At 57.3% G+C, this 20,588-nt stretch carries 18 protein-coding genes; 14 read left to right on the forward strand and 4 right to left on the reverse strand.

Going from position 1 to position 20,588, the window contains the following annotated elements; translation table 11 throughout:
* Positions 1–87: 87 nt before the first annotated feature.
* From MNODULE_RS02160 to MNODULE_RS02170, 3 genes are all read left to right on the forward strand, one after another.
* Positions 88–2,313, forward strand: coding sequence for a B12-binding domain-containing radical SAM protein (locus tag MNODULE_RS02160; protein ID WP_168057848.1), 2,226 nt, complete (start codon positions 88–90; stop codon positions 2,311–2,313).
* A gap of 111 nt (positions 2,314–2,424) precedes the next feature.
* Positions 2,425–2,862 (forward strand): hemerythrin domain-containing protein, encoded by a 438-nt coding sequence (locus MNODULE_RS02165; protein ID WP_168057849.1) that lies wholly within the window; start codon positions 2,425–2,427, stop codon positions 2,860–2,862.
* A gap of 147 nt (positions 2,863–3,009) precedes the next feature.
* Complete coding sequence (locus MNODULE_RS02170) at positions 3,010–3,444, forward strand: hemerythrin domain-containing protein (RefSeq protein WP_168057850.1); 435 nt, start codon at positions 3,010–3,012, stop codon at positions 3,442–3,444.
* A gap of 61 nt (positions 3,445–3,505) precedes the next feature.
* On the opposite strand, the gene MNODULE_RS02175 is transcribed toward MNODULE_RS02170, so the two are convergent.
* Positions 3,506–3,871, reverse strand: coding sequence for a Spx/MgsR family RNA polymerase-binding regulatory protein (locus MNODULE_RS02175; RefSeq protein ID WP_168057851.1), 366 nt, complete (start codon positions 3,869–3,871; stop codon positions 3,506–3,508).
* A gap of 118 nt (positions 3,872–3,989) precedes the next feature.
* On the opposite strand from MNODULE_RS02175, the gene MNODULE_RS02180 reads away from it, so the two are divergent.
* The 6 genes from MNODULE_RS02180 (at position 3,990) to MNODULE_RS02205 (ending at position 10,255) form a co-directional block, all read left to right on the forward strand.
* Positions 3,990–4,538 carry a C40 family peptidase gene (locus MNODULE_RS02180; RefSeq protein WP_168057852.1) on the forward strand — a complete coding sequence of 183 codons (549 nt, stop codon included), beginning with the start codon at positions 3,990–3,992 and terminating at the stop codon, positions 4,536–4,538.
* Complete coding sequence (locus MNODULE_RS02185; RefSeq protein ID WP_320412337.1) at positions 4,528–5,001, forward strand: EVE domain-containing protein; 474 nt, start codon at positions 4,528–4,530, stop codon at positions 4,999–5,001. The genes MNODULE_RS02180 and MNODULE_RS02185 overlap by 11 nt, the downstream gene beginning before the upstream one ends.
* A 211-nt stretch (positions 5,002–5,212) precedes the next feature.
* Complete coding sequence (locus MNODULE_RS02190) at positions 5,213–6,004, forward strand: response regulator (protein ID WP_168057854.1); 792 nt, start codon at positions 5,213–5,215, stop codon at positions 6,002–6,004.
* Positions 6,005–6,142: 138 nt separating this feature from the next.
* Complete coding sequence (locus MNODULE_RS02195; protein WP_168057855.1) at positions 6,143–8,740, forward strand: M1 family metallopeptidase; 2,598 nt, start codon at positions 6,143–6,145, stop codon at positions 8,738–8,740.
* Positions 8,741–9,046: 306 nt separating this feature from the next.
* Positions 9,047–9,586, forward strand: coding sequence for a hypothetical protein (locus MNODULE_RS02200; RefSeq protein ID WP_168057856.1), 540 nt, complete (start codon positions 9,047–9,049; stop codon positions 9,584–9,586).
* A gap of 255 nt (positions 9,587–9,841) precedes the next feature.
* The gene (locus MNODULE_RS02205) at positions 9,842–10,255 is read left to right on the forward strand and encodes a hypothetical protein (RefSeq protein WP_168057857.1); all 414 of its coding nucleotides are present in this window, start codon (positions 9,842–9,844) and stop codon (positions 10,253–10,255) included.
* A gap of 43 nt (positions 10,256–10,298) precedes the next feature.
* Here the strand turns inward: MNODULE_RS02205 and MNODULE_RS02210 are convergent, their stop codons facing one another.
* Positions 10,299–11,858 (reverse strand): ATP-dependent DNA ligase, encoded by a 1,560-nt coding sequence (locus MNODULE_RS02210; protein WP_168057858.1) that lies wholly within the window; start codon positions 11,856–11,858, stop codon positions 10,299–10,301.
* 120 nt (positions 11,859–11,978) lie between these two features.
* On the opposite strand from MNODULE_RS02210, the gene MNODULE_RS02215 reads away from it, so the two are divergent.
* From MNODULE_RS02215 to MNODULE_RS02225, 3 genes are all read left to right on the forward strand, one after another.
* Positions 11,979–13,325, forward strand: a complete 1,347-nt coding sequence (locus MNODULE_RS02215) for an erythromycin esterase family protein (RefSeq protein WP_168057859.1) — start codon at positions 11,979–11,981, stop codon at positions 13,323–13,325.
* A gap of 45 nt (positions 13,326–13,370) precedes the next feature.
* Positions 13,371–13,871 carry a hypothetical protein gene (locus MNODULE_RS02220; protein ID WP_168057860.1) on the forward strand — a complete coding sequence of 167 codons (501 nt, stop codon included), beginning with the start codon at positions 13,371–13,373 and terminating at the stop codon, positions 13,869–13,871.
* Between the two features lie 532 nt (positions 13,872–14,403).
* A complete protein-coding gene (locus tag MNODULE_RS02225) occupies positions 14,404–14,697 on the forward strand; it encodes a hypothetical protein (protein WP_168057861.1) in 294 nt (97 codons plus the stop codon).
* Positions 14,698–14,840: 143 nt separating this feature from the next.
* Here MNODULE_RS02225 and MNODULE_RS02230 read toward each other — a convergent pair whose 3' ends face one another.
* A complete protein-coding gene (locus MNODULE_RS02230) occupies positions 14,841–15,335 on the reverse strand; it encodes a response regulator (protein ID WP_168057862.1) in 495 nt (164 codons plus the stop codon).
* 389 nt (positions 15,336–15,724) lie between these two features.
* On the opposite strand from MNODULE_RS02230, the gene MNODULE_RS02235 reads away from it, so the two are divergent.
* Both MNODULE_RS02235 and MNODULE_RS02240 read left to right on the forward strand, forming a co-directional pair.
* Positions 15,725–17,470, forward strand: coding sequence for a diguanylate cyclase (locus MNODULE_RS02235; RefSeq protein ID WP_168057863.1), 1,746 nt, complete (start codon positions 15,725–15,727; stop codon positions 17,468–17,470).
* A gap of 226 nt (positions 17,471–17,696) precedes the next feature.
* A complete protein-coding gene (locus MNODULE_RS02240) occupies positions 17,697–19,529 on the forward strand; it encodes a sensor domain-containing protein (protein ID WP_168057864.1) in 1,833 nt (610 codons plus the stop codon).
* 31 nt (positions 19,530–19,560) lie between these two features.
* Here the strand turns inward: MNODULE_RS02240 and MNODULE_RS02245 are convergent, their stop codons facing one another.
* Positions 19,561–20,529 (reverse strand): Vgb family protein, encoded by a 969-nt coding sequence (locus tag MNODULE_RS02245; RefSeq protein WP_168057865.1) that lies wholly within the window; start codon positions 20,527–20,529, stop codon positions 19,561–19,563.
* Positions 20,530–20,588 lie beyond the last annotated feature (59 nt).

Raw genomic sequence — 20,588 nt, forward strand, 5'->3', positions numbered from 1 at the left:
CAATGACCCGAAGAGGGGATGCGGCTACTCCTTTGGGAGGATTCGCCCGATTTGACATCGTTCCGCCGCGGTGACAGAATAGCCGAAATGATTTCCTCTAAAAATGCTCTCTCCAACCGAAACCGCCGACTTCTCCTCCTGACCCCCCCCTTTACCCAGCTCAACACCCCCTACCCGGCGACCGCTTATCTGACCGGGTTTCTCCGGTCGAGGGGGTATCCCGTCTTTCAGGCCGACCTCGGCATCGAGACGATCCTCGCCCTCTTTTCCCGGCCGGGGCTGAGCCGTCTCTTCGAGGAGATCCGAGCGGTGGAAGATCCTCACCCCGCGGTTGTCCGGAGCCTTCTTTTGAAAGAGCGTTATCTCGATACGGTCGAGCCGGTGATCGCGTTTCTCCAGGGAAATCAGCCCTCGCTGGCGACGCAGATTTGCAAGCGGCGGTTTCTTCCGGAGGGGCCCCGGTTCGCCGCGCTGGAGGAAGATCAATGGGCATTCGGAAGCCTCGGAATCACCGACCGGGCGAAGCATCTCGCAAGCCTCTACCTCGACGATTTGGCCGATCTGATCCAGGGAACGGTGGCGCCCCACTTCGGCCTCAGCCGGTATGCAGAGCGGATCGCCACCTCGGCCGCCTCGTACGACCCGATTCACCAAGCGCTCAACGCGCCGCCGGGGCTGATCGATCAGATGCTGGAAGAGGTCCTACGACCCCATCTGGAAACGCATCGGCCCGCGCTGGTCGGGATCACGATCCCCTTTCCCGGAAATCTCTACGGCGCGCTTCGGGCGGCGGCCGCCGTCCGGAAATGGAATCCGCGGGTGAAGATCGCCCTCGGCGGCGGCTACGTGAACACCGAGCTGCGCGATCTGGCCGAGCCGCGCCTCTTCGACACGGTCGATTATGTCGCGCTCGACGCCGGCGAGCGTCCCCTCCTCTCTCTCCTGGAGTTTTTAGATCGCCGCCGGACGCCGGAGCGGCTCTGCCGGACGTTTCTTCGGATCGACGGGAAGGTCCGTTTTTTCAACGGCGCCCCGGAGGGGGATCTCCCCTTTGAGGAGATCGGCACCCCGACCTATGACGGCCTCCCGCTTCGGCGGTATATTTCGCTCGTCGAGATGCTCAACCCGATGCACCGCCTCTGGTCGGACGGACGCTGGAACAAGCTGACGGTGGCGCACGGCTGCTACTGGCGGAAGTGCTCTTTCTGCGATATCGGCCTCGACTACATCCGCCGCTACGAGCCGGCCCCGGCGACGCTGTTGGCCGATCGAATCGATGCCCTTCTAAAAGAAACCGGCGAGAGCGGGTTTCATTTTGTCGATGAGGCGGCGCCGCCGTCGCGCTTGGCCGATCTGGCGCTGGCGCTGCTCGATCGGGGACGGTCGATCTCCTGGTGGGGAAACATCCGGTTCGAAGAGGCCTTCACCCCCGATCTCTGTCGGCTGCTCGCCGCCTCCGGCTGCATCGCCGTGACCGGCGGGATGGAGGTTGCCTCCGACCGCCTCCTCGCCTTGATGGAAAAGGGGATCACCGTCGCCCAGGTGGCCCGCGTCGCCCATGCCTTCACCGAGGCCGGCATTTTGGTCCATGCCTATCTGATGTACGGTTTTCCGACCGAGACCCCCCAGGAGACGGTCGAGAGCCTGGAACGGGTGCGGCAGCTTTTTGCGGCGGGGGTCATTCAGTCGGCCTTCTGGCATCGCTTTACCGCCACGCGCCACAGCCCGGTGGGACTGAATCCGGACGCGTACGGCATCACGATCGCCGGACCGGCGCCCGGACCGTTCGCCAACAACGATCTGATCCATCTCGATCCGGCCGGGTGCGACCCCGCCCCCTTCGGTCCGGGGCTGGCGAAGGCGATCTACAATTATATGCACGGCGTCGGATTGGAGACCGGTGTCCGGCGCTGGTTCGACTTTCCCACACCGAAGCCGAAGGTTCCCGCCGATCTGATCGCGCAGGCGCTCGCCTCCCCTCCGTCCACCCGAGAAGATCTGGAGCGGCGGCTGGTTTGGCTCGGGGGGACACCGCTCCTCCGGCCGCTCCGGACACAGAAAAGGGCCGGGCAGGTTTCCCTGATCTTTCCCGGATGGGAAGAAGACGGGGAGATTCGGCTTGATCCGCCGGTTGCCGGATGGTGCCGCGATCTCCTCGATCAATCCCGGCCCCGCGGAAGAAAGGGAGCCCCCTTCATCCGGCTTTCGGAGGCGGGGGGGCGGTATCCCGCTTCGGCAGGCCAATCCTTCTCAAAATTTCTGCAAAGCCGTCCCTGGCGGACCCTCCGCGCCGCCGGGCTCCTTCTCATCTAAGATCATTTCTCCTTCTTCCGGATCATTGGCCCCACCTCTTTAGGGTGATTGTTCCGGCCGGTTTCTTTTCATACGATGAAGGGATGATCCGGAATTGCATGAGGAGAAGAGATGATGAAGGCGACGGAACTGCTTCAAGAAGATCACGAGAAGATGCGAAACCTGCTTGAGAGGCTCCGATCGGCGCGGGACAAAGAAGAGCTTCTCCTGAAGGTGGAGAAGGAAATCAGGATTCACGCTCAGTTGGAGGAAGCGCTTTTCTACCCGGCCGTCAGGGATGTGGACGGCGCCTGGGTCGATTCGGCGCTGGACGCGCACCAGCAGGTCGATGAATTGCTGGAGGATTTGATCGATGCCGTCGAAGAAGAAGAGGAATTTGAGCAGAAGCTGAACGAATTGGAAGAGCACCTCAATGCGCATATCGACGACGAAGAGGTCAGAATATTTCCCCAGATGGAAGAGCGGTTGGAAGAGCAACTGAACGAACTCGGCTCCCAAATCGGCCAAATGCGGAGCGATCTCGAAGAGGAGTGGAGGGAGGCGGCCTGAGCGGGAAAATGTGTTGTCGCCAGTCGCTTCTAGGGAAAAACCGCCTCGCTCTTTTGAATGAATCCTCCTCTCCAATCGGGTGATTGTTTTCCCCGTGCCCCTTTTCGTACGATGAGAACGGGCTTCAGAAATGAAAGGAGAGATCTTATGAAAGCAACGGAACTGCTCATCGAAGATCACAAAACCGTGAAAGACTTAATTCAGGAATTGAAATCCGCTAAAGACAAGGGAGATCTTCTCGTCAGGCTCGAGAATGAGATCCAATTGCATACCCAATCGGAGGAGCAGATTTTTTATCCTGCGATGAGGGAGTATGATAACGAACTCGTGGAGCACTCTATCGAGGAACACCAGCAGGTCGATCAAATATTGACCGATCTGGTCGGCCTGACCGGGAAAGATAAAAATTTCAAGAAGAAACTCTCCGAGCTGGAGAAGGCCCTCGATGATCATATCGAAGAAGAGGAGGGAACGCTCTTTCCCGAGGCGGAGGAAAATCTCGGGGATCAGCTGGATCGACTCGGGGAGCAGATTGAGAATTTAAAGAAAGATCTCAGCGCCGGCGGAAGAATGGCCGCTTAAATCGGCTGAGAAATCGATAAAACGGCCGAAATCGCGGCCGCGCGGTTCGGCCGTTTTTCATTTAACCGACGCGGAGGGGCCAGGCGGCATCGAACTCCCCCCCGTCGAAGCCGACGGTGACCCGCTTTCCGTCGGTGACGATCGGCCGCTTGATCAATCTTCCATTCGACGCCAGCATCCGGACGATCTCCCCCTCGGAGAGCTGCTTGACCTTTTCCTTCATCTTCATTTCCCGGTATACTACCCCGCTCCGGTTGAGAAAATCGGTGTACGGACGCCCGCTCTTTTTGACCAGGTCGGCCAACTCTTTCGCCGACGGAGGATCGGTGGTGAGATCGATCTCCTTCAAGAGATGTCCCTGCGCCGTGAGATGTTTTTTGGCCTTGATACAGGTGCTGCATTTGGCGTAGTGATAAAAGGTCAACATGCTTTCTCCTCCGATTCGGTATAATAACGTAATAAGAAAAGAGACTATAGCATAACATTCCGGCAAAGCAAAAGTGATTTGCTTGACAACCCTTTTGGATACGGGGTATTTTACCGTCATGCGTTGGGGACTCTTCACAATTCTTTTTTTCTTCATGCTGACCGGTTGCGCCGGGATGCAGGGAAACGATCGGCCTGACCTGGTGATCAGCGGCAAAGTCCCTCCCCGCCAACGGGTGGTGAAGACCGCCCATCATTTTCTGGGAACACCGTATCGCTTCGGCGGCGCGACCCCGGCGGAGGGGTTTGATTGCAGCGGGTATGTCGCCTATGTCTTCTCCCGGTCGGTCGGCCTGAGCCTTCCGCGCGTCACCGGCGCGCAAATTAAAAAAGGCCGGCCGGTCCCCGGCGGCCAGCTCCTGCCGGCCGATCTGGTCTTCTTCAGAATCAGCAGGTGGCAGCCGCTTCATGTCGGGATTTATATAGGAGGGAACAAATTCATTCATGCTCCCAGCCGAGGCGGAGAGGTGAGGGTGGAGCGCCTCGATCATCCCTTCTGGAAGCCGCGTTATCGGACGGCGCGCCGCCTCCTTCCCCCCTTTCCTGAAAAGGGGCAGGCGCGCCCGGCGACCTTTTCCTTCGTCGATGGAGTATTCAGTGGCCCCTGAAAAACAATATTGGTTGATGAAGTCGGAGCCGAACACCTACTCCATCGATGATTTGAAGCGCGATCGGACGACCTACTGGTCGGGGGTTCGGAATTATCAGGCGCGAAATTTCATGCGGGATCAGATGCGGGTCGGCGACGGCGTCTTCTTCTATCACAGCAATGTCGAACCGGTCGGCATCGCCGGAATCGCCGAAGTCATCAAGACCGGTTATCCCGATCATACCGCCTGGGATCCGAAAAACAAATATTACGACCCCCAAAGTCTGTCGAGTCAGCCGGTTTGGTTCATGGTCGATCTTCGATTTAAAAAAGCATGCCGGGAGGTGATTACCCTAAAAAGGTTGAAGGAAATCCCGGCGTTGAAATCGATGATGGTCCTTCGAAAAGGAAACCGGCTCTCCATTACACCGGTGACTCCCGAAGAGTGGGAGATCATCACGAGACTTCCCGAATGGTCTTAACAGCGAGAATGAAAGGGGATTTCCCTCCCGCGTCCTTCGGTATTTTTCGCCTTCGACGTGTTCCGACCTGCTTTTTTCTTAGATAACTTTACCTTTTTCCTTCCTCTCTAGAGCTTCTTTATTAAACCGAGAAGGGAGAATTTGGCTTCCCCACGTTTGGATTCATAGGGTATAATAAAGCTTGAAATCATCCTGTATAGGAATCAAACCTATGGCCCTGACAGACTTGGAAGCAAAAGAGATCACCACCCTCGGACCCGATCCGCACAAGAAAACCATCTTGGCGGTGGATGACGATGCATCGGTCCTGCAGTCGTTGGAGATCATCCTCCAAGACAAATATCAGCTGATCAAGAAAGAGAAAGCTGACGATGCCCTTCGCATTGTCCAGGAGAGAAGGGATCTCGATCTGATCATCCTCGATTATCGCCTGGGAGAGACCGACGGCGTGACCCTCTACCGAAGGATCCGTCAGATCGACCGGGTGGTCCCGATCCTCTTTACCAGCGCATACGGCACCAAAGAGCTGCTGACGCAGTTGTTGGATGTGCGCGCCAACGGCTTTATCGACAAGCCGTGGAATCTCGATCAACTGGAGCAAAAAATCGCCCGCCTCCTCAGCTCCGATCCCTTTGAGCGGGTGCACCGGAATCTGAAAATCGACTTCGATCACCTCTCGCTAAAAATGCGCCGTGCGGTGCAATATATCGATCGGCACTACAGCTCGCCGGAGCTTTCGCTGGAAGAGATCGGCCAGGCGGTGTCGCTTCATCCGAAATATCTTTCGGCCTCGTTTAAAAAAGAGTGCGGCGTCGGTTTTCACGATTATCTCACCGCCATCCGGATCGACCGCGCGATTCAGCTCCTCAAAGATCCGCATCGAACGATCAAAGAGATCAGCTGCGAGGTCGGCTTCTCGGAGCAAGGCTATTTCAGCAAAGTCTTCCTGAGCAAGATGGGGAAATCCCCCTCCGACTACCGCACGCAATTCCAATCCAAATAGATCGCCTTCCGGCTTGCCCTCGGCACCGGTCTGTCTTATAATGCCCTAAATGCGAAAACACGAGAGGCGGGAGGAGAAAAAGATTATTTAAATCTTTTTTCCGCCTCCCGCCTCACATTATCTTCCGATAGGAGATCTATGAGCCCATTGATCGAAGGACGCCTGCCGGGGCGGGTCCGGCCTGAGCTGTACCATCTTCGACTCACCGTTGTCCCCGAGGAGCGTCGGTTCGAGGGTGAGGTGACGATTGAGATTCAGGTGACGGAGCCGACCGATGCCGTCACCCTCCATGCCTTGGAGCTGGAGGTTTCTCAGGCGACGGGGGGAAGAAAGGAAGCCGCTCTTCCGGCCCGCGTCTCCGCCGATCCTCCTTCCGAAACGATCACCCTCCATTTCCCCGAAGCGATCCCGGCCGGACCGGCCGCGTTGCAGCTTCGGTTTTCGGGCAAACTGAACCGGCAGCTTCGCGGCCTCTATGAGGCGCAGGCCGGCGGCGAGACCTACGCCTTCACGCAGTTCGAGGCGACCGACGCCCGCCGGATGTTTCCCTCATTCGATGAGCCGGGGCTGAAGGCGCGGTTTCGCCTCACCGTCACGATTCCCGCACATCTGACCGCCCTCTCGAACATGCCGGTGGTTGATCAGAAGGCCGACGGAAAAACGAAGACGGTCGCCTTCGATGAAACGCCGGTCATGTCGACCTACCTCCTCGCCTTGGCGGTCGCGCGCCTGGAATCGAAGGAGATCGAGGTCGCCGGGACCCGCGTCGCCCTCTGGACGGTGCCGGGCCAGCTCCACCTCGGCGACTTTGCTCTGAAAGTGACCTCGGCGGTCCTCCCCCTCCTGAACGATTATTTCGACCTCCCCTACCCCTATCCCAAACTCGATCTCGTCAGCGTTCCCGACTTCGCCATGGGGGCGATGGAGAACTGGGGGGCGATCTTCTTCCGCGACTCCCGCCTCTTGCTCGATGAAACGCTCGCCTCCACCGGGACCCAGCGGGGGGTCGCCAATGTCATCACCCACGAAATCGTCCACCAATGGTTCGGCAACCTGGTGACGATGGCGTGGTGGGACGATCTCTGGCTGAATGAAGCGTTCGCCACCTGGCTGGCGGTGAAGATCGTCGATCAGTGGCGGCCGGAGTGGAACTCCTGGGTGGAGTTTCAGCAGGAGAAGCAGATTCCCCTCGGCGTCGACGGGTTGCAGAGCACCCGGCCGATTCAGGCGAAGGTGACCAGCGCGGCGCAAATTGAAGAGATGTTCGACGCGTTGACCTACGAGAAGGGAGCCGCCTGTCTTCGGATGATCGAGCAGTTCTTGGGAGAGGAGGCCTTCAGAAAAGGGATTCGCGACTATATGAAGGCGCACCAGTACAAAAACACCGCCTCGTCCGATCTTTGGACCGCCTTGGAAGCGGCCTCCGGCCAGCCGGTTTCGGCGATCGCCAAAGATTGGTTTACCCAACCGGGCTTCCCCCTTATTTCCCTGGAGGCCTCCGAGAGCCAGTTCCGGAATCTTACGGTCGAGCAGCGGCGGTTCTTCGCGGCCGGCCGCGCCGTCGGCGAGGCTTCCCCGCTCCTCTGGTCGGTCCCTTTTACGTTGAAATATGAAGATGACACCGGTCTTCAGACCCACCGGGTGCTTCTCAAGAACCGGGTCACCCCGGTCCCCCTTCCCGGAAATGGGGCGGTCCGCTGGGTCTACGGGAATGCCGAGGAGAGGGGCTTTTTCCGGACCGAATACAACCGTCCCCTCCGAGACGCCCTTCAGCCGATCGCGACGACGGCCCTCTCCGCCCCGGAGCGGATTGGGTTTTTGAATCATCTCTGGGCCCTGAGCGTCAGCGGCGATCTCTCGATCGTGACCTTCATGGAGATGCTCGTCCGGTTCAAGGGGGATGCAACCCGTGTTGTGGTCGAGGCGGCGGCGGGATACTTCGAGACCCTTTCGAATCAGCTGGTGATGCCGAAGGATCGGCCGAAGTTTCAGGCGCTCGTGAAGGAGTTCTTCGAGCCGGTCTGGAAGGAGGTCGGCTGGGACCCGGCGCCCGCCGAGGATGATGAGCGGCGGCTCACCCGCGCCGCCGCCCTCTGGGCGATGGGGGCGCTGGCGCAGGATGAAGAGATCCTCTCGGAGCTCCCCCGGCGGTGGACACGGTATCAGGCGAAGCCGACCTCGATCGATCCGACCTTGACCACCCCGCTTGTTCGCCTGACCGCCCGGACCGACGGCGGCTCCGGATTCGACCGCTTCGTCCAGAAATTCAAAACCGCCGCGACCCCCGAAGATCGCGACCGGTACCTCTTGGCGCTGGCCGATTTTGCCAAGCCCGATCTGGCCCGGAAGCTCTTGGAGTTTTCTCTTTCGGAAGAGGTCCGCTCGCAGGACGTCTGGAAGCCGGTTCGGTATCTGCTCGCCAACCCGACGGCGCAGGAGGAGGCGTGGAATTTCATCAAAGCCCGCTGGCAGCCGCTGCGCCAGAAGGGGGGGAGCGTCGGCGCCATGCGGATTATTCAGGGAACCCGCGCCTTGTGGCGTGACGCGTGGTACCAGGAGATCGAGGTTTTCTTCAACGACCCGGCCAACCGGGTCGCCGCCGCCGAACGGGCGCTGGCGCAGACGCTGGAATTCATGCAGATCGGCATCCGCTTCAAAGAGCGCCAGCTAATCCCCCTCTCCCGCTGGCTTCAGGAGCGTGGGAGCGGGACCAAGCCGCTGATCCGGCAGTTTTAATCGCTGAAAATCTTGCAGACCTCTTTTCAGCGGTGATTTTGTCTATGCCACTGTATGTGCTTTGAACAATGTCGTTGCTTCGCTTCAACTCAGAAGCGAAAGGCGGCTTCCCCTCGATGCACCAACACCCCTCCATCGGGCGATTCTTCGCTACTCCTTTTGGAAGAATTGCCAACCCCCGAATAAAATGTCTAAGCTGAGTTATAGATGGACTTTATTGCAGCGGTCGCTTTCGGCTGAGTTAGACCTTGTCTCTCCGCCGGAGCAATGAGAGGCCATTTCATAGACATACACATGGAGGAGATCATGATTCAAAATCAAAATCGTTACCTTAATCCGCTGAAGTGGATAGGAGGCTTCTTCTCTCTTTTCCTTTTGGCGGCATGCGCTACCGAGAATGTCCGGGTCGAAGAAGTTGCCGAGAAACCGGGAGATCGCATTGGAGAACAGGTAAAGATCCAGGGGGAGATTGAAGAGTCCTATGGAAATAGGGCGTTCACGATTGAAGATAATCAAGGGGAATCGCTTTTCGTGATTGCGGAGCATCCCCTTTCAGTGACGCAAGATCTGAAAGGAAAAAACGTGGAGGTGACCGGAACGGTCCGGCGATTCGACCGCAGCGAGATCGAGCGGGATCTTGAGACCGAACTCGATTCGGAGGTGACAGAAAACATTGAAGAAGGAGACCCGGTGATTGTCGCAAGAGAGGTGATCGGGGATGAAGAGGAATTCGAAGGAATGGGCGGAGGCCGCAATCTTGTCGACGAACCGGGTTTGGACAACGAGTTCATGGACCCAAAGAATGAACTCTTTGTGCCGAACACCGATGAAGAACCGAGTCGGTAGATCCGTTTGTAAATGACGTCTTATCCGCAGGCATCAATCAGTGCCCGCCGGCGGTTCGCCCTATAATATCGGACGCCGCCGGCGGGCAAATTTTTTCAGTGAGTTAACGATCTATCCCTGGCGTCCTGATCGGAGAGCCCTGTTTTTTACCGACGTATTTACACCTCGAACTCTCTCCGGTTCCCTCATTGTTTAAGGTGGCATTTTCCCTCAAAAAGGAGTAAAATAAACCAAAACTTTTTGAGAAAGGGCGCAATGAGTACAACGAAAAAATATCAGGTTGGAGAAGAGATCACTTCGGTTTGCACGAAGTGTAAGCTGCCCCTCGACCATACGATCGCTGCGATGGTGGGAGAGCGGGTTGCCAAGGTGCAGTGTAAAACGTGCGGCGGGCTCCATCGGTATGTCAATCCTGCGGCCGGAGAGTCCCCCGCCCGAAAGGCCGCAAAACAGACCAAGCTCGAGCATGCTTGGGAACAGTTGGTCCAGTCATCCTCTTCAAAAAAGAAGCAGCCGTATACCTTTGCCGGTCCCTTCAAGCAGAATGATTTAATCGATCATGCCCAGTTTGGCCTCGGGGTGGTGACCCAACGCCTTTCGTGGGACAAGATTCAGGTTACCTTTAAGGAAGGGGAAAAAATTCTCCTTTCAAAGCGAAAGGTGCAATAGAATCGCGAAAATTTGGAACGCGACTTGCCCCTTCCCGCTCTTGTTATCTCATTTCTAATCGCGTTTCTCGCCTGAAGATCTCCATCACCGTTTGTAATGTATCGGCTTCGTCGGCCGGCTTGTCCGGCCGATAACGCTTGACCCGCGCAAAACGGAGGGCCATCCCGGCCGGATAACGGGGCGACGCCTGTACATCGGAAAACGCAACCTCCACCACCAGTTCGGGCCGGAGATAAACCGTCCAAGCATCCCGTGCCGTCTCCATCGCGAGAAACTTCTCCGTCTGCCATTGAAGCATTTCATCAGTGAGCCCTTTGAAAGTCTTTCCGAGCATGATGAATTGTCCGCTCTCCGGATCCAGCGCCCCCAAGTGAAGATTGGAGAGCCATCCCGACCGGCGGCCGTTTCCCCACTCCGCCGCCAGGACCACCAAATCAAGGGTCTTGGCCCTCTTCAGCTTCAGCCAATACGATCCGCGCTGTCCGGCGGTGTAGGGGGCCGCAAGCCCCTTCGCCATCAATCCCTCATGACCCGCCTCCAGCGCTCGTCGCTGAAACCGTGCGACCTCCTCTCGATCGGCCGTGATGATTTGCGGAATCAGCGCGTCAGGCGGGATGATTTCAGAGAGGTTCTCGAATCGCTTCCGATAAGGAAGAGATAAAAGCGAGCGTCCTTCCCGGTAGAGACAATCGAAAAAGAAGGAGGTAAGCGGGATCTCCCGCCGCATCGCCTCGACATTCTTCATCCGGCCGAACCGCCGCATCGTCATCTGAAACGGCTGCGGCGTTCCGTCGGGCCGGAGCGCGATCGCCTCCCCCTCCAGAATGATCTCAGCCACCGGTAAGGCTCGGGTCCACGCCACAATTTCGGGCAGCCGTTCGGTGACCTCCTGAAGCTGCCGGGTGAAGATGCGGACCCTCTCCCCCCCCTTATGAACCTGAATGCGTGCTCCGTCGATTTTGAACTCGAAGCCTGCTTCGCCGAGCCGCTCCAGCGCCTCGGAAATTGTGTCGGCCGTCTGGGCGAGCATGGGGGAGACCGGCGAGAAGAGACAAAGCGAGAACCGCCTCAATCCGGCGCCCCCTTCTTCCAGGGCAACCCGTGCCACCTCACCGACGTTTCCGGAGAACATCATTGCTTGGCGGACCTCCCCCGTCGCAAGACCGGCCCCCTTCGCAATCGCCTCCAACACCAATCCCTCCAGCGCTCCCTGCCGTAGCTCACCCATGATCAACTGCGAGAGGAAACGCCGCACCTCCGGGTCACCCCGTTGAAAGAGTTGTCCCAACAGCGCCACTTTCCGTCCTGCCGAGCCGGATCCCTCCGCAGCGGCAATCTGTGCAAAGTGATCGTCCACATCCTGAAGCGAGAGAGATAAGAGAGATAGAGGAGATGCTTTTCCCTCCGAGAGGGCCGCTTGGATCATTCTCCAGCCGACCCCGATCTTCCCTTGGGGGAGGGTGCCGGTGAGGTAGAGTGCGCTGAGCGCCGTTTCGTGGTCGGCGGTCTGCTTTAAGAAATCGGCGATCAGGCGGATCTTCTCGTTTTTGCGCGCCGTTTCCCGAAGTCGCGCGGTCAGTTGGACCAGATGTTTGAGCTGCATCCGTCCATTATACAACGGGTGTCCTATTGAAAGAACGGATCGCCTACTCCTTTTGAGGAATTGTCCTTTTTTAATGAAATCTCTAGGCTAGTAATGATTGGGGAAGAAGGGGAGATCGGCATGGAAAAAGAACAAGCACCGGAGGGCGATTCCGAAAATAGCAAAGAGTGGATCGAATCGCTCCGCACGCTGGCGCACCGGCTGGCGGGAAAGGGCGATCTCGATCCGCTGTTGGATCGGATCGGCGAAGCCCGCGTCGTCCTTCTGGGGGAGGCCTCCCACGGAACCGCCGAGTATTATACGTGGCGGCACCTCATCAGCGAGCGGCTGATTACAGAAAAGGGGTTCTCTTTCATTGCGGTTGAGGGAGATTGGCCCGATTGCTACCGTGTGAACCGGTATGTGAAGGGGGCGACGAATTCGGGAGCGAGCGCGCGGGAGGTGCTCTCTGCGTTTGATCGTTGGCCGACCTGGATGTGGGCCAACCATGAGATCGTCGCCCTGACCGAATGGCTTCGCCGCTTTAACGAAACGATTCCGGAAGAGAAGCGGGTCGGGTTTTACGGCCTCGACGTGTACAGCCTTTGGGATTCGATGCATGCCGTGATCGGGTACCTGAATCGGATCGATCCGGCGGCGGCCCAGGTCGCCAGGCAGGCGTATCGCTGCTTCGAGCCGTATGGGGAAGACGTTCAGGAGTATGCCCGGGCGACCGCGTTTGTCCCCGCTTCGTGCGAAAACGAGGTGGTCCAGATCCTGACGATGCTGCGGCGGAAATTTCAGGAGTACCCGGACGACCGGGAGGGGGCGTTCAACGCCGAGCAGAACGCCCTGGTGGCGAAGAACGCTGAGCTTTATTACCGGACGATGGTGCGGGGCGGCGCCTCCTCCTGGAATATCCGCGATCACCACATGACCGACACCCTCGACCGGCTGATGCGGTTCCATGGACCCGACGCGAAGGGGATCGTCTGGGCGCACAATACCCATGTCGGCGACGCCAGCGCCACCGACATGGCCGACGAGGGGATGGTCAATGTCGGCCAGCTCGCGCGCGAGCGGTACGGGGAGGAGAAGGTGGTCCTTGTCGGCTTCGGCTCGTATCGCGGGAGCGTCGTCGCCGCGGTGGAGTGGGAGGCGCCGATGGAGATCATGCCGGTGCCGCCGGCGCGGGAGGAGAGCTGGGAGGAGCTCCTCCACCGGATCGCGGCCCGCGACCTGCTGATCCTATTTGAAAATCTCGACCGTCTCCCGAGGAAGGAGCAAATTTGGGAATGGCGCGACCATCGCGCCATCGGCGTCGTCTATCATCCGAATCGGGAGCGGTTCGGAAATTATGTTCCGACGGTCATGCCGTTTCGGTACGACGCGTTCCTCTACCTGGACGAGACCGAAGCGCTCCATCCGCTTCCTCTCAAACCGCGCGCCGAACGGGAGCCGCCGGAGACCTACCCGTGGGCCGCATAGCGAAAAGGATCCGAAGATCGATTGTCTTATCGGAAGGAACGATTTATGCCGAGACAAAAAGTTCTACTCGATGTAACACACGTCTATGACGAAGAGGGGGGAATTGAACAGGTCGGCGACATGCCGAACATCTATGACGATGAGGCGACGCCGTCCGGAGAGCCGCCCCCCTATTCCCCTTTCCTACCGGGATATGCGTTGGAGATCCCGAGGGAGATGAAGGCAGACGCGGCCTCGTTTGAGGAGTTTGCGCTCCGAGATGACGATGCCGCGCCGAACGGCAATGCCCGTCTAACCGACCGCATCCCGGAGAATCGGGAGTTTTTGCGGTTTCTCCTGGAGCGGGACGCCGAGATCTATACCGAGGGATTTGAGGTCGACTACCTGGAGACCGCTGAGACAATCGGGTTTGAACCGAAGGGACCCTGGAGCGGCTACCGATCGCGCAACCTCGCCTTTTTTCTAAAAGAGGAAGACGCCCGCGGATATGAAGAGGCGCTCCAGCGCTACCAAGCGCCGGAGCCGGAAACAGGAAAGGCTGCATAGCCGGATCGATTAAGAAAGCTTTGATTTACGCCGCCGGACCTTGATATGATTTTCTTCGAGGCGGGATCGATCATGTCGGCAGACGAGGAAGCTTATCTCGATGAACTCTTGGGCCGGACGCGTTGCGCGCGATGCGGTCAAATTTTGCGTGGAGAGGTCGAGTGCCCCTTCTGTAGCCTTTTTCCGGAACCGGTCCGAGCGCAGCGGACTCCCAAATGGGTTTATCTGACCGCCTGCTTCCTTACCTCCCCCGTAAGCCTCCCCTTCTTATACGCCACTCGCCGGTTGACCCCCAAAGAGAAACTCATGGCCGGTTCGGGTGCGTTCCTTTGGCCTTTTCTGTTTTGGATCCTGTAAAGAAATCTGAGTTACAAAAGTGAACAGGATGGGCGTTTCACTTATGAAACAACCCTTCTCTTTCGGAGCAGGATGTGTTTCATAAGATGTTGATATAATTAAATTTATAATAATGGCACCTCATTTGCTATATAAGAGGGCAGGTTAGATATTACGGTTCTCAAAGGAGGGCGCCATGTTTCAAGAATACATCGTTTATGGACTCGAGGGACTTGCCGGTTTCGCATTGATCAACATGCTTTTGCTTGGGATCTACACCGCTTTGCACCTACCCTGGGCCAATGATTTCAAGACAATTACGGTAGAATGGATCAATTTCGTCCGCCGAGGGGTGCCTGTCCCGGCCGATTCACCCAAGTTTGAAAAGAGGCTACCGGGTGAGGAGATGATTGCTCCCCTGAAATTTCTCCCAGAGGCGTCTACTTTTGAAACGGAAACATATGTAGGCTCGTCCTTTGTTCGGTCTTAAGGGGCAATCGCCCACCGACCGGGTCAGCCGACCCCCCTTGACCCCGCCCCGAGGTCTCCTCGCGGTCGGGGTTTTCTTTTTGGAAGATGCTGGATCATCCAAGCGTCTGATCCGTTGAACGGTTCTCTCTTATTCTCCTCGCATCAAGGAAAGGGGTTTATCGCCGGCCTCTTTTGAAGCGAACGCAAGCGGATCCATAGCCCGAGCTGCACAAGACGGCTGTAGAGACCCACCAGAAAAGCGAGTGAAAAAATGTCCGGGGGTTTTGGCGTCGAAAGATGGTATTGAACCTTTTCAAGGATTTCCTGCGGTGTGAAGGGTTTGATGATGTACTCTCTTACCCGCAGAGTAATCGCTTGTGTCTTGGAGGAGGTATCGCCTTTCGCGCTGAGGAAAAAAATAATCGTATCCCGCAATGCCGGATCGTCCCGAATGCGCCGGCAGACCTCGAATCCATCCATTTTCGGCAACATCAAATCCAAGAGAATCAAGGCGGGACGCTTCTCGGTGGCCATACGAAGGGCTTCTACCCCGTCTCTCGCAACTGAGACGGCATATCCCCCTTTTTTTAAGATCGCCGTGAGGATCGTAACCGCATCGGAATTGTCATCGACAATAAGGATCTTCTCTCCTGCCATCGCTTGTTCTCCCTTCACATTGCTGGTATCGATGTGATCTGATTATAGGCGGCCGCCATACAGGGATGCAATTCACCAAATCGGATTAATACCCGAAGGTCCGGTAGCGTTGGATCCGGTTCGCCAGCGTCCGGATAGTCCCTCGTCTCCCTCTTACTGGAAAAACTCCCATTTTTCTTAATCGCTATTTAACCAAACTTGTTTTAAACTGTCGTTTCCGACCCTGCGAATTCTTTCCCTCCTATCCGCGCGATCTGAGTGTTTTTCGCCCCTTTCTTTAGCATGGAGACCCCGCGATGAAAAATCGTCCAACCAAACTATCCGATAAGCGGTCCCAAGAAAAGCTTAAAGAAAAAAACAAAATATCAAAACGATCGACTCCGGATAAAATGGCGCGTTTGCTCCAGGAGCTGCAGGCCCACCACATTGAACTGGAGATGCAGAACGAGGCGCTTCTGGAAGCCCAGGCGATGCTGGAGGAGTCTCGAAATCGATATTCGGATCTTTATGACTTCGCTCCCCTCGGCTACTTTACATTCGACTGCAACGGTCTCATCCTCGGAGTCAATTTAACCGGCGCGGACCAGTTGGGAATGGAGCGGCAGCAGATCATTGAAAAACCTTTTACCCTTTACGTTGCGCAAGAAGATCAACCCCATTTCCACGCCCATCTCGCCGCGGTTTTCCACGGCGGCGGCCGACGGCACTGTGAAATAAAAATGAACGGGAGGAACACTTCGTATTACGTCCAGCTGGAAAGCCTTCTTGTCGAAGAGGAGAGGGGCGAACGCTGCCGGACGGCGATGACCGATATCACCCCTCGGAAGAGGGCCGAAGAAGAGACGAAAAAAATAAATGAGTTGCTGGAGAGCCGGATTCTCCAACGGACCATTGAGCTGAAAACCGCCAATCAGGTGCTTCAAAATGAAGTCATCGAGCGGAAGAAGGCCGAACAGGCGCTGGCGCGGCAGGCGAATCTCGACGCCTTGACGGGACTCTACAACCGCCGCTATTTTGATCTTCGCGCAGACGAAGAGATCGCGCGGGCCGATCGGAAGGGGAGTTGTCTCGCGATTCTCCTTTGCGATTTGGATCATTTTAAATCGATCAACGACACCCTCGGCCATCAGACCGGAGATCGGGTCTTAAAGTCGGTGGCGCAGAGCATTCAGGAGTGCATCCGAGAGATCGATCTGGTCTTTCGGTGGGGGGGAGATGAGATCGCCGTCCTCCTGATCGACACCTCTCGGGAGGGGGCCCTCATTACTGCGGAGCGGATTCGGAGCGCGGTGAAAAAACTAGGTGAAGAGGCGCAGCTTCCCCTCGATATCAGCGTCGGGGTGGCCTTTTACCCGGAACACGGCGTCACGATCGATGGGTTGATCAGCCTGGCGGACCGATCGCTCTATATCGCCAAACAAGGGGGCGATAAGATTCACATCGGGGCGGAGGAGTATCTCCTTGATGAGCGGAGTATCAAGGCGGTCTTTCAGCCGGTCGTCGATCTTCGCTCAGGCCGGTCGATCGGATACGAAGCGCTGACGCGGGATCCGCAAGGAAAGCTGACGGCCCCGGAGCTCTTTCAGCGATATCAGGCGATCGGTCAGCTCAACGAATTGAAGCGGCTCTGCTTCTCTTCCCAGCTGAACGAGGCGCAGCGGCTCGGCTTGCAGGGAGGGAGGCTCTTCCTGAACGTCGATTTCCATCTTTTGCATCAGATCGAATTAATGCAAAAACCGGAGGGAATCGATGTGATTTTGGAAATCTCGGAGATGGAGGCGCTGCATAGCCATCATGTCGAGAGTTACCTCGCGCTCGCCGAAAAATGGCGCGCGCAGGGGTTCCAACTCGCCATCGACGATTTCGGGGCGGGATTCGTCTCCTTCCCCTTCATCGCACAGTTGATTCCGGAGTACATCAAGATCGATCGCTCGACCCTGCTTCAGGCGGTCTCCTCCCTGAAATTCCGAAAGTTTTTAAAGGACCTGGTCTTCGCATTGCAAAATTATACGACCCAGGGGATTGTCGCGGAAGGGATCGAGACCGAACAAGAGCTGGCGGTCGTCCGGGAGATCGGGGTCGATCTCGGCCAGGGATTCCTGTTCGGCCGGCCGGAGCCGTTGATCCCCGCCTGAAAATTCAATTCGATCCGCCGAACAGGGGCTCCCTAACGCGGCGGTCCTCTTCTCCTTCCGGTCCGATCTGGAAAAACTCCCCATTTTCTTAATCGCTATTTGGGATAATTCGTTTTAAAGTATCGGCTTCAACCCCATGAAGCCTCTCGGCCTGATCACGTTCTCATCAAAATTGTATATCGGGATATACTGGGAAAGCTTTTGTCTCTTTAACCTGGAGATGACAATGAACAGGCGTCAAACCAAATTGCCCGCCCATGAAAAGTTAAACGGAAAAAACAAAATGCTGAAACGACTGGCTCAGGGAAAAATGGCGCGTCTGCTTGAAGAGTTAAAGACGCAACAGGCCAAACTGGAAATACAAAATGAGGAACTGCGGGAAACCCAGGCCAAGCTTGAAAAATTCGGCCACCGGTATTCGAATCTTTACCACGGCGCCCCGGTCGGCGATTTTATCTTCGATTGCGACGGCGCCATTCTGGAGGTCAATCCCGCCGGCGCGGAACAGATGGGGGGGGAGCGGCATCAAATCATTGATCAGCCCTTCACCCGCTATCTTTCTCAAGAAGACCAAATCCGCTTTCGCACCCATCTTGCGACGGTTTTTCAAGACGGCCGACGCCGTCGCTGTGAAATCAAAATAAAAAGAGGGGACCGCCTCTTCGATGCCCAGATGGAGAGTCTCTTGATCGAAGGGGAGCGGGGCACACGACACTGTCGGACGGTGATGATCGATATCACCTCACGAAAGAAAGCCGAGGAAGAGATCAAGAGATTGAATAAATCGCTGGAGAGTCAAATTCTGCTTCAAACGGCCGAGCTGAGAGCAACCAATCAAGCGCTTGAAAACGAGATCATCGAGCGGATGAGGACCGAACAAATGCTGGCACGGCAGGGGAATTTCGACACGGCGACCGGGCTTTACAGCCGCCGCTACTTTGATCTTCGCGCGGACGAAGAGATCGCGCGGGTCGACCGAAAGGGGGGGTGTTTTGCAATCCTCCTCTGCGATTTGAACTATTTTAAAGCGGTCACCCACACACTCGGCCATCAAACCGGGGACCGGGTTTTAAAACGGGTGGCTCGGAAAATCGTGGAGAGTACGCGAGAGAGCGATCTTGTCTTTCGCTGGAGGGGAGATCAAATCGCCGTCCTCCTGACGGAGACTTCCCGGGAAGGGGTCGTCCTTGCCGCGGAGCGGATTCGGAGAGCGGTGGCAAATGTCAGTGAAGAGACGCAGGTTCTCCTGCCTATCCACATCGGAGCGGCGCTCTATCCCGAGCACGGTTTTACGATTGATGCGTTGATCGACCTGGCGAACCGCTCCCTCTCCCTCGCCAAACAGGGGAGAGAAAAGATTCACATCGGCAATGGGAAACATCGACTCAATGAGCGGGATATCGGGATGGTTTTTCAGCCGGTGATCGATCTTCGCTCCAGCCGGCCGATCGGATACGAGGCGCTCACGCGGGATCCTTTGGGGAAGCTGACCGTGCCGCAGCTCTTTAAGCGTTACGAAGTGATCGGCCAACTCGGCGAGTTAAAGCGGCTCTGCTTCCGCTCCCAGCTCAATGAGGCGCAAAAGCCCGCCTTCCAGGGAGGACGGCTTTTTCTGAACGTCGATTTCCAGCTCCTCGATCAGATCGAATTGATCCGGAAGCCGGAAGGGATCGACGTGGTTTTGGAGATCTCGGAGGCGGAAGCATGCCGTCACCGGCATATCGAGCGGTATCTTACGCTCGTCGAAAAGTGGCGCGAACAGGGGTTCCAGGTCGCCATCGATGATTTCGGAGCGGGCGCGGGCTCTTTCCCCTTTGTCGGGAAGTTGATTCCGGATTATATCAAGATCGACCGCTCCACCCTGCTCCAGGCGGTCTCTTCTCCGAAGCTCCGCGATTTTTTAAACGATCTGGTTTTTATCTTGCGCAATTACACCACGCGGGGGATGATTGCGGAGGGGATTGAGACCGAACAGGAATTGACCCTCGTCCGGAAGATGGGAATCGATCTCGGCCAGGGGTTTTTATTCGGCCGCCCGGAGGCGCTGATGTCGGCCTGAAACGTTTAAGTCATTGTCCAGCCGCGAAGGGCTACTTGGTCCGGAGGACGATGAGCTTATCGGTCCCCGACTCCGCCCCCCAGACCTCGCCGGGTCGGCCGAGCATCTGCCGGACCGCGGCGCCGGGGCTCGGAATGGGGATCACTTCAAACGTCTCCTTTGCCGGATCGAATCGCATGAAGGCGTTCGCGCCGAAATCGCTCACCCAGACCTGATCTTTCTCATCGACGAAGATCGAATAAATTTTCGGACCCTCGCCGGGGGCGCGCCACTCCTTCCATTGATTTTTCGCCGGATCGTACATTCCCACCTTCCCGGCGTTCCATTCGCTGATCCAGAGCCGGCCGAGGGAGTCGGACCAGACCCGCCGCGCTCCCTGATCGGGCGTCGGCGGCACGATCACCGTCGCCTTCCCGGTTTTCGGATCGATCCGGGCCAGATAACTTCCCGCGAGCGAGACGTAGTAGACGCTGCCGTCGGGCGCGGTCGCAATGCCGTACGGTCCCCGTCCCTTCGGCGCGTCGAAAACTTCCATCCGCCCCGACGTCGGCTCAAGACGTCCGTAAACGCCGTTCTGGCCGGTGAACCAGAGGATCCCCTGGCGGTCGAACGTCGCGGTGTTGAGATTGGCGTTGCTTCTCTCCGGCGGGAGGGGAAAGGTCTTCACGGCGCGGGTGGCCGGATCGACCCGAACAATGGCATTCAGGCCGCTGTCGGTGATCCAGGGAGCGCCGTCGGGTCCCACGATCACCCCGTGGGGGCGCGACCCTTCGCCCAATGGGATGTGGGTCGTCTTTCCCGTGGCCGGATCGAGACGGCCTAACTCGCCGGAGCCCTGCGCCGTGTACCAGACGGCGCCGTCCGGCGCCGGGGCCACATCGTGCGGCCGCGACCCGCGCGGCACCGGGTACTCTTGAATAAGCGGGGCGGCTGCTGCAGGGGCGACGACGCCGGAAAGGACCAAGATCCAAACCAGAATATAGATTAATTCCCTCCTCATCTCTCGATTTTCCTTACTCAAGCGGAAGCGTGATCAAGCGCTTCTCGGACGAGAATCAT

The sequence above is a fragment of the Candidatus Manganitrophus noduliformans genome, from assembly GCF_012184425.1.
Classification (GTDB): domain Bacteria; phylum Nitrospirota; class Nitrospiria; order SBBL01; family Manganitrophaceae; genus Manganitrophus; species Manganitrophus noduliformans.

Coding starts and splice junctions, on each gene's coding strand:
- MNODULE_RS02160 (WP_168057848.1), top strand. CDS start 88: ATGATTTCCTCTAAAAATGCTCTCTCCAACCGAAACCGCCGACTTCTC.
- MNODULE_RS02165 (WP_168057849.1), top strand. CDS start 2,425: ATGATGAAGGCGACGGAACTGCTTCAAGAAGATCACGAGAAGATGCGA.
- MNODULE_RS02170 (WP_168057850.1), top strand. CDS start 3,010: ATGAAAGCAACGGAACTGCTCATCGAAGATCACAAAACCGTGAAAGAC.
- MNODULE_RS02175 (WP_168057851.1), bottom strand. CDS start 3,871: ATGTTGACCTTTTATCACTACGCCAAATGCAGCACCTGTATCAAGGCC.
- MNODULE_RS02180 (WP_168057852.1), top strand. CDS start 3,990: ATGCGTTGGGGACTCTTCACAATTCTTTTTTTCTTCATGCTGACCGGT.
- MNODULE_RS02190 (WP_168057854.1), top strand. CDS start 5,213: ATGGCCCTGACAGACTTGGAAGCAAAAGAGATCACCACCCTCGGACCC.
- MNODULE_RS02195 (WP_168057855.1), top strand. CDS start 6,143: ATGAGCCCATTGATCGAAGGACGCCTGCCGGGGCGGGTCCGGCCTGAG.
- MNODULE_RS02200 (WP_168057856.1), top strand. CDS start 9,047: ATGATTCAAAATCAAAATCGTTACCTTAATCCGCTGAAGTGGATAGGA.
- MNODULE_RS02205 (WP_168057857.1), top strand. CDS start 9,842: ATGAGTACAACGAAAAAATATCAGGTTGGAGAAGAGATCACTTCGGTT.
- MNODULE_RS02210 (WP_168057858.1), bottom strand. CDS start 11,858: ATGCAGCTCAAACATCTGGTCCAACTGACCGCGCGACTTCGGGAAACG.
- MNODULE_RS02215 (WP_168057859.1), top strand. CDS start 11,979: ATGGAAAAAGAACAAGCACCGGAGGGCGATTCCGAAAATAGCAAAGAG.
- MNODULE_RS02220 (WP_168057860.1), top strand. CDS start 13,371: ATGCCGAGACAAAAAGTTCTACTCGATGTAACACACGTCTATGACGAA.
- MNODULE_RS02225 (WP_168057861.1), top strand. CDS start 14,404: ATGTTTCAAGAATACATCGTTTATGGACTCGAGGGACTTGCCGGTTTC.
- MNODULE_RS02230 (WP_168057862.1), bottom strand. CDS start 15,335: ATGGCAGGAGAGAAGATCCTTATTGTCGATGACAATTCCGATGCGGTT.
- MNODULE_RS02235 (WP_168057863.1), top strand. CDS start 15,725: ATGGCGCGTTTGCTCCAGGAGCTGCAGGCCCACCACATTGAACTGGAG.
- MNODULE_RS02240 (WP_168057864.1), top strand. CDS start 17,697: ATGAACAGGCGTCAAACCAAATTGCCCGCCCATGAAAAGTTAAACGGA.
- MNODULE_RS02245 (WP_168057865.1), bottom strand. CDS start 20,529: ATGAGGAGGGAATTAATCTATATTCTGGTTTGGATCTTGGTCCTTTCC.